The sequence below is a fragment of the Burkholderia sp. Ac-20344 genome (genome assembly GCF_017104975.1).
In the GTDB taxonomy this organism is placed as follows: domain Bacteria; phylum Pseudomonadota; class Gammaproteobacteria; order Burkholderiales; family Burkholderiaceae; genus Burkholderia.
In genome coordinates this window covers 1-8,899 of record NZ_JAAGPP010000239.1, presented here as the reverse complement: position 1 = coordinate 8,899, position 8,899 = coordinate 1, and the positions used below count along the sequence as shown (strand labels likewise).

Below are 8,899 nucleotides of genomic sequence, written 5' to 3'. Positions count from 1 at the left end.
CGCGGACGCGCCGCCCGCCCGCGCCGGCGATCCGCTCGGAGAAGACTGTCGGCAGGCTGATCGACAAATACCGGATCCAGGCGCATTACCTGCAGCACGGCTGCTGGCTCGGCGAGCACCGCGTGCTCGCGCTCGCGCGCCGGGCGGCACGGGCGGGGGTGCCGCTGTTCGCCGCGCACGGGATGCGCGATCCCGTGTGCCCGGCCGGCAACGTCGTGCGCCTCGCGCGTGCCGCACCCGAGGTCGTGATCGAACGCGTGCATGCCGGGCATCTGGCAAACGACCCGGCGTTGGCACGCAGCGTCGCCCGCGCCGTGGCTGCGATGTTCTCGGCGGTAGCGTTCACGTGACCGCGCATGCCGCGTGCAATCCGGCACCTGTTCACGTCACGTCACGACGCGACGCGTGACGCAACCACCGACTCGGCCGCGCAACGCTCAATCCCACGCGTAGCGCACACCGAGCCACGCCCCGCGCGGCGCACCCGGCCCGACGAACTGCTCGTTCACCGGACCGGCGCCGTCGAACGTGTGGTTCGGCCCGTTGAAGAAGTTCTGGCCGAGCGCGCCGAAGCTTGCATAGTGCTTGTCGAACAGGTTCGTCACGCTCGCGAACACCTCGAACCGCTTCGTGATCCGGTAGCGCATGTCGAGATCGACGAGGACGTAGCCCGCGATCCTGCCGTTCACGTCCTGGTTGTTCTCGTCGCCGCGCGCGTACACGCCGCCGCGCCACGTGACGTTCGCGCCGATATCCCACGCGGGCGTCGCCGCGTAGTCGAGCCTCAGCTTCACCGTGTGCGCGGGAATGCCGGGAATGCGGTCGCCCGGCTTGACCGTCACGTTGCCGTTCGCATCGGCCGCCGAATTCGCCGGACTGTGTTCGGTCCACGACGAACGGTAGGTCGCATCGACATAGCTGTACGAGAGCCCGACACCGAGCGGGCCGAGCCGCGTGCGGCCCGCCAGCTCGATACCCTGCCGCCGCGTATCGCCGACATTGCGGAAATAGCCCTGCGCGCTCGCCGGACTGCTGATGAACTGGATGTCGTCGGTCAGTGTCGTGCGGTAGGCCGCGGCGCTCCAGGTCGTCGCGGCGCCGATGCGGCCGCGCACGCCGGCTTCGAACGTCTTCGAGATCACCGGACTGAGTGCCGGATCGGCGATGAAGTCGTTCGGCAGCGAACACGGTGCGGACGGATCGGCGCACGCAAGCTCGATCGCGGTCGGCGAACGCATGCCTTCGTTGTAGGCCGCATACGCGGTGAAGCCCGCGACCGGGTTCCAGTTGAGCCCGACCGCCGGATTGAAGCGCGAGAACGTATGGTTGCCGTCGAGCAGCGGCTGCACGCCGCTCTCGTCGCCGATCTGCGCTTTCGACCAGTCGTAGCGGCCCGACAGCGTCAGCGTCCAGTGCGGCGTCAGCGACAATGCGTCGCTCAGGTACACGCCGAGGTTCGCGTTGCGCGTCTTCGCGCTGGTCTGCGGGACGAAATCGCCGACGCCGATCGCCGCGCGCGTATCGGTGAAATACGCGTCCTGCGACGACGCGACGTAGCGCGAGTTCGCGACATCGGCCGCGACGCCCGCGATCAGCCGGTTGGCCATCCCGCCGAGCTTGCCGAGCAGCGCGAGCTGTACGCTGCCGCCGTAGCTGTCGGTGACGATCGTCGATTGCGCATTGCTGCCCTGCACCGTGTCGACCGTACCGTCCTCGCCGGTGGATCCGTAATCCGTATTGTTGTTGCTGCTCGTATTGGCGTTTCGCAGGTGCCGGTAGTACGCGTTGCCGCTCAGCTCGACGTGCTCGCCGAAGAACCGGTCGCCCGACAGCGTCAGGTAACCGGCGCTGTTGCGGTTCCGGTCCGGATACGTATATGCCTGTTTCGGGTTGCCGAGGAACGAGCGTGGAATCGTCTGGGTGCCATAGAGCGTGTTGTCCGCGCCGCCGCCTGCGATCGACAGCGTCGTGTCCGCATCGGTATAGCGCAGCTTGCCGAACGCCTGCCGCACGCGGCTCGCGTTGTGGTCCGCCCAGCCGCCATCGTTCGCGGCATTCGCGGTGGCATAGTAGTCGAGGTTCGCGCCGATCGTCCCGCCCTGCTCGAGGCTGGCGGTCTTGCGCCCCCACGAGCCGCCCGACACCTCCGCTTCGCCGCCCGGATTCGACTTGCCGTTCTTCGTCGTGATCGCGAGTGCGCCGCCGAGCGTATTGCGTCCGTATACCGGATTGGAGCCCGGAATCAGCTGCACCCGATCGATCGCCTGCGCGGGCAGGATGTCCCAGTTCACGACGTCGCCGAACGGTTCGTTCACGCGCACGCCGTCGACGAACACCGACAACCCCTGCGGCGTGCCGAGCAGCGGCGACGCGGTGAAACCGCGATAGTTGACGTCCGTCTGGTACGGGTTGCCCTGCGCATCCGAGAGCGTCACGCTCTGCAGGTTCGCGGCGAAGAAGTCGGTCAGCGTCGCACGGTGCTGTGCGTCGAGTTCCGCACCGCGCACCGTCTGCACGTTCGCCGGCACCTTCGACAGCGGCGCGCCGATCCCGAGCAGCGGCGTCGTGCCGACGACGACCACCGCCGGCAACATGACGGCCAACGCTTGCGGCACGACGGCGGCGGCCGGCGGCGCGACGCCGTCCGGCTGCTGCTGCGCACGTGCGCCGCCGGGCGCCAGCCCGAACAGCGCAAGCGCACCGATCGCCGTGCCGACGCGTCGCACACGCCGGCCGCCTCGCATCGCGCAGCGCCGCCCGGCTGCCTTTGGCCTCCTGATCATTTCCGTTGTCTCCGTGTTTTCTGTTCCGCCGGCGCGTGCAATGCACCGCGCAGCGACGTGGTGTCGACAAGCGCGCGTGCGAGAACCGTGCCAGCGCTGCCTGCGATGCGCACCGATTCCGCGCGGCATGCGAGCGTGCGACGGCCCACCTGTCCCGCGTGCCGCACCACCTGTCATGTTTGGCAACACCTCATGCGCGGCGGTGTACCTGAATGCAACACCTCCGTGGATGCCGGTGCGCGACGCGTTCGACCGCGCATCGCGCGCGCTGCGCCGGTATGCCGCGCCGCGCCGGCTTCGCGCCGCGATGGCATGCGACTTGCGTAACCGGCAATGCACACGGCCCGGAATCCCCACCGTGCCGGCGCGACCAACCGTTCGCGGCGGTGCGACCACAATGACTCAGGAGACAACCATGAAGAAACTCTCGGCTTCAGCGAGCCGGCTGGCGACCATCGGAATCGCGGCAGCGGCCGCCGTCGCGCTGAACCCCGGCCTCGTGGAAGCGGCCGCAGACTACCCGGCCGTGACCTACCAGCGGCTGACCGATGCACACACCGATCCGGGCTGGCTGACCTACTACCGCACCTACGACGGCCGCTCGCATTCGCCGCTCAAGCAGATCGACACGTCGAACGCGAAGGATCTCAAGCAGGCGTGGGCCTACAAGTTCCCCGCCGACCTGAAGCAGGGCTTCGAGGCCACGCCGATCGTCAACGGCAACTATCTGTTCGTGACGACGCCGAAGGACAACGTCTACGCATTCGATGCCAGGACGGGCAAGCAGCTGTGGAAATACGAGCCGAAGCTCGGTGCCGCCTCGTTCAAGACCGCGTGCTGCGATGTCGTGAACCGTGGCGTCGCGCTGTACGGCAAGAACGTCTATATCGCGATGCTGAATGGCGAAGTCGCAGCGCTCGACGCGCAGACCGGCAATCTCGTGTGGAAGAAGCAGATGTTCGAACCGGGCCTCGGCTACGCGTTCTCGCTCGCGCCCCTCGCAATCGACGGCGCGATCGTCGTCGGCACGTCCGGCGGCGAATACGGCATTCGCGGCTACATCGCCGCGCTGAATCCGGAGAACGGCGCCGAAGTCTGGAAACGCTACACGATCCCCGCTTCCGGCGAAAAGGGCGCGGAAACCTGGCCCGACGGCATGCAGAGCCATGGCGGTGGCGCGGCCTGGCTCACCGGCACGTACGACGCCGCGTCCCGCACGCTGTACTGGGGTGTCGGCAATCCGGGCCCGTGGCTCGCGGCGCTGCGCCCCGGCGACAACCTGTATTCCGATTCGCTGCTCGCGCTCGACGCGAAGAACGGCAATCTGAAGTGGCACTACCAGTACACGAACAACGATACGTGGGACTACGACGGCGTGAACGCGGCCGTGCTTGCCGACATCAAGTACAAAGGCAAGGACTACGACGCGATCATCCACGCGGACCGCAACGGCTTCTTCCACGCGATCGACCGCACGACCGGCAAGCTGATCTATGCGACGCCGTTCGTGAAGGCGTTGTCGGTCACCGGCTACACGGCCGACGGCAAGCCGATCCAGGACGCATCGAAGTTCCCGAAGGCCGGCACGACGATCGAAACGTGCCCGAGCTTCCTCGGCGGCAAGAACTGGTGGTCGATCTCGTACGACCAGGAACGCAACATCGCGGTCGTGCCTGCGCTGCATGCGTGCATGAGCCTCACCGGCAAGTCGGTCAGCTACATGGAAGGCCTGCCGTATCTCGGCGAAGGCTTCGAGATCAAGCCCGAACCGGGCAGCGAGGGCTACGGCGAGCTGACGGCAATCGACGTGAACACCGGCAAGAAGCTGTGGAGCCACTGGTCGAAGAAGCCGTGGAACGGCGGCGTCGCGACCACCGCGAGCGGCCTCGCGTTCAGCGGCTCGCTCGACGGCCACCTGTATGCGTTCGACACGGCAACCGGCAAGGTGCTCTGGGAGAGCCCGCAACTCGCGAGCGGCATCATCTCCCAACCGTCGGTGTATGAGGTCGACGGCAAGGAATATGTCGCGGTGCTCGCCGGCTACGGCGGCGCGAACCCGATCTGGGGTGGACCGATGGCCGACATCGCGAAGGACGTTCCGCGCGGCGGCACGCTCTACGTGTTCGCGCTCGACTAACCAGGCGCCAGGCCCGAGTCGCGCCCGCATGCGCCCGATGCGGGCGCGACGCCCTCCCCGCTTCAACCGGACACACGACCATGAATACTCGTCTTACTTCCGTTGCCGTTGCCAGTCTGCTCGCCGTGGGCGTGGCGCTGACACCGGCAGCCGCGTCGGCCGGCGTGCGCATCTGCACGCTGCCCGGCAGCCCGACCACGGCGCTCGACCGATCCATTGCGCGCGAAGTGTTCCGCACCGCAGGCATCGCCGCGACGTTCAACCGGCGCGGCGTCGATGACAATGGCGACGACGACGGCATCTCCGCCGGCGAACTGACGAAATCGCTCGAACGCGACTGCGACGTGATCGCGGGCTTCCCGCGCTCGGACATCGCCGATGCGTCGGGATCCAGAATGACGTTCTCGCAAGGCTATCTGCGCTCCGGATACGTCAGCGTGTCGCTGCGCGACGCGCAAGCCTCGTCCGGCGTCAAGGAAACGATCGCGGCCACGTACGGCAGCCCGTCTCAACTGATTGCCGCACAGCAGGCGAACGCCCGCTTCGACCTCGAAAACACGAGCGAGAAGACGATCGGCGCGGTCGCCGCGGGCCGCGCCCAGCGCGCAATCGTCTGGTATCCGAGCGTCGTCGCGTACGAGCGCGCGCACCCGCACCAGCGGTTCCAGGTTGCGGCGACTTCGTCGCCGTACTCCAACTGGCAACTGTCGTTCGCATTCGGGCCGGGCAAGGACGCACTGCAAAAGCGCGTCGACGCAACGCTGTCGCGCATGAACGGCGATGGCCGCCTCGCGTCGCTCACGCGCGGCTGGACGCTTCCGGACGCCGTCACGCAAGCCGCCCGTGCGCGTGCGCCCGGCCGGTTTCTCGACGGCGCGATCGCTTCCGCACAACCGTTGCCGGCGAGGAGCGGCTTCATCAAGGTTTCGACCAGCGAAGGCGGCGACATGCCGTCGTTCGACCAGGCGCAGGTACAGCACGGCAAGAAGCTCTACGCCGACGCCTGCGCGAAATGCCACGGCGACCAGCTCGAAGGCAATACCGCCCCCGCGCTGAGCGGAGAAGCCTTCGCTCCCGAAGGCAAGTCGCACATCACGGTCGGCGGCATCTTCCAGTACATGTCGAACAACATGCCGGCCGATCGCCCCGGCAAGATGACGGCACAGGAATACGAGGACGTGATGGCGTTCCTGCTTTACTCGAACGGCTACGACGCGTCGAAGCACAAGCTGACCGCCGATGTCGCCACCGCGTCGAAGGCGCCGCTCATCGCCGGGCCGCGCAAGTAACTTTCCCGCCCGCTTTCGTTTCGACCGACCGCCGCGCCGGGCAGCATGCCCGGCGTGCGGGCCGGACTTCATCTTTTCATTTCATTCAGGACAACACCATGATCTCTTCCAGTCGCAGAACCTTCTTCGTCCAGGCGGCCGGCCTGTGCGCCGCGCTCGCGGCCGGCCCCCGCGCATTCGCGGCCGCGCCGCCCGTCGACGAAAACGACGCGGCCGCAAAGACGCTCGGCTATCGCGCAAAGGCCACGACCGTCGACGCGGGCAAGTTCCCGAAGTACCAGGCCGGCCAGATCTGCGCAAACTGCCGCTTCTACAAGGCCGCCGCGGGTGAATCCTTCGGCACGTGCCCGATGTTCGCAGGCAAGGCGGTTGCCGCCGAAGGCTGGTGCAACGTCTATGCAAAGCTCGCTTGATCCCGGGCCCGCGCGCGGACGCGAAAGCGTGCCGCGTCGCGGCAAGGATGCCGAACGCGCGGAACATCTGCATGCGCTGATCGCGCTGGGCATCGATCGCGGTTACGTGACGCACGGCGAAATCGCCGACGCGTTGCCCGACGATGCGGCCGAAGGCATGGATGTCGACGCGGCCGCGTCGATGCTCCGCGAGTTCGGCATCGAGGTACGCGAGCATGCCGGCTCGCGTACCGCGTGGACACTCGACCGTCATTTCGCGCAGGCACAGGAAGTCACGTTACGGATCGCCGACGCATCGACGCCGCTCGCGGCCGACGATCTGCTCACGGGCCGGACCAACGACCCGGTCAAGCTCTATCTGCGGGACATGAGCGCGACGCCGCTCCTCGAGCGGCACGAAGAGATCGCGCTCGCGCTGCACCTGGAAAGCGGCCGCGCGGCATGCGTCGATGCATTGAGCCGCGATCCGGCTGCACTCGCCGCCATCGCGGCGATCGCAGACGACATCCGCGCCGGCAAGGTCGCGGCGTCGGTCTACGTGACGGGGTTCGCCGGCGACGCCGAATCGCTCGCGCAAGCGCCCGCGATGCTGCCTGACGATCCGCCCGGGAACGACACGGCGCCCGACCCGGCCAGGGAGTCGCCGGAGCCGGAAGGCAGCACGGGCCTCTCCCTGGACAGCCCCCCGTGGCGCGATGCGGTTGCCGAATCGCTCGGGCGCGCCGGTGCGCTGGCGCCGGCGATGCGGCACGCGTTGCACGCCGACGGGTTCGCTTCGGCCCGTTATCGCGCGCTGATTCGCGAGGCTGCCGCGTTGACCGGCACGATCCGCTTCACCTCACGCGCGATCGAGCGCATCGGTCATGCGACCGGCGAACGCGCCACCCAGGCCCGCCAGCTCGAAAAACGGCTCGTCGAGTCCCTGGCCGCGTCGGGCATACGTACCGGATCCACGCGCCACGACCTCTTCGCGCCGTGCGACGACGCGCGCGCCTGGCTGCGCGCATGCATCGCCGCGCATCCCGAATGCACCGCCGCCCTCGCCCGCCACGCGCCGGCACTGATCGACGCGCGCATCGCGCTTGCCCGCCTCGCCGGCCAGTCGCCCCTGCCGCTCGACATCGCAATCGCGCTCGATGCGCGGCTGACGCGTATCGAGCGTGCGATGCAACCCGCGAGAACGAAACTGTTCCGCAGCAATCTGCGGCTCGTCGTATCGATTGCCAAGCGGTATCCCGATCGCGGCCTGCCGTTCCTCGACCTGATCCAGGAGGGCAATATCGGCCTGTTGAAGGCCGTCGATCGCTACGACCACCGGCGCGGTTTCAAATTCTCGACGTATGCGACCTGGTGGGTCCGGCAGGCAATCACGCATGCGCTCGCCGATCAGGGCCGCACGATACGTGTGCCCGCGCATACGGTCGACGCGCTCAACAAGCTGTCGCGGCTCGCGCGAACGCACCGGCAACGGACCGGCGTTGTCGCCGACGCGCCGGCACTCTCCACGCAGATGCAGCTGCCCGTCGACAAGGTATGTGAGCTGATGAGCATCGTGCGCGAGCCCGTCTCCGCGGACATGCCCGTTTCGCCCGATCACGACCTCACGTTGTGCGACGTCACGATCGACCCCGACGCGCCGACCCCGGAAGACGCCGCGAGCGCCGGCCAGCTTCGCACCGCGGTGGCGGCGCTGATCGACAGCCTGCCCGCACGCGAAGCGTGGATTCTTCGCCTGAGGTACGGCATCGATGTCGACAGCGAGTATTCGCTGCGCGAGATCGGCCGGCAACTGAACCTGTCGGCCGAACGCGTTCGCCAGATCGAGGTGTCGGCGCTCGAGCGAATCCGGCAATTCGGGCACGCACCGGCGCTGCGATCGCTGCTCGCCTGACGCGGCCGTGCCGGCCGTCTTTCTCACCTCACGCCATTTGCTCAGGACTGCAACACACCATGCTGCATTTCTGAACGCCCCGCGGCGTCGCGCGACCGCGCACGACGGCGCCCGTTGGCGCGGATCGATCGGCACGCGCCCGGCTGCCGCGGCTGTCGCCGCTGGCGTGCGTCGAGCGCCGATGCTGGCATGCATGTTGCGTTTTCCCGAACACCGTCAGGCATCACAAGAACGCAAGGAGACACGCTTGTCCAAGATCGAATCGGTTCTTCACGAAACCCGTCAGTTTGCGCCGCCCGCGGCGCTCGAACAGGCGGCGACCATTTCCGGCATGCCGGCCTATCGTGCGCTCGCCGCCGAGGCCGAGAACGATTACGAAGGCTTCT

General features: G+C 67.8%; 5 protein-coding genes and 2 pseudogenes. 6 read left to right on the top strand and 1 reads right to left on the bottom strand.

Annotated elements, in window-relative coordinates; genetic code table 11:
• Positions 1-350, top strand: a pseudogene (locus G3N64_RS37080) (prolyl aminopeptidase); the annotation flags it as partial.
• Positions 351-437: 87 nt separating this feature from the next.
• Here G3N64_RS37080 and G3N64_RS37075 read toward each other — a convergent pair.
• On the bottom strand, positions 438-2,783 hold the full coding sequence (locus G3N64_RS37075) for a TonB-dependent receptor (protein ID WP_205788582.1): 2,346 nt from the start codon (positions 2,781-2,783) through the stop codon (positions 438-440).
• 415 nt (positions 2,784-3,198) lie between these two features.
• On the opposite strand from G3N64_RS37075, the gene G3N64_RS37070 reads away from it, so the two are divergent.
• From G3N64_RS37070 to G3N64_RS37050, 5 genes and pseudogenes are all read left to right on the top strand, one after another.
• Positions 3,199-4,920 (top strand): methanol/ethanol family PQQ-dependent dehydrogenase, encoded by a 1,722-nt coding sequence (locus G3N64_RS37070; protein WP_205788581.1) that lies wholly within the window; start codon positions 3,199-3,201, stop codon positions 4,918-4,920.
• Positions 4,921-5,000: 80 nt separating this feature from the next.
• Positions 5,001-6,209, top strand: a complete 1,209-nt coding sequence (locus G3N64_RS37065) for a c-type cytochrome (protein WP_205788580.1) — start codon at positions 5,001-5,003, stop codon at positions 6,207-6,209.
• A 98-nt stretch (positions 6,210-6,307) separates the two neighbouring features.
• Positions 6,308-6,622, top strand: coding sequence for a high-potential iron-sulfur protein (locus tag G3N64_RS37060; protein ID WP_205788579.1), 315 nt, complete (start codon positions 6,308-6,310; stop codon positions 6,620-6,622).
• Positions 6,606-8,513 (top strand): sigma-70 family RNA polymerase sigma factor, encoded by a 1,908-nt coding sequence (locus tag G3N64_RS37055; RefSeq protein ID WP_205788578.1) that lies wholly within the window; start codon positions 6,606-6,608, stop codon positions 8,511-8,513. Before G3N64_RS37060 ends, G3N64_RS37055 begins: the two co-directional genes overlap by 17 nt.
• Positions 8,514-8,760: 247 nt before the next feature.
• Positions 8,761-8,899, top strand: a pseudogene (locus tag G3N64_RS37050) (AMP-dependent synthetase); the annotation flags it as partial.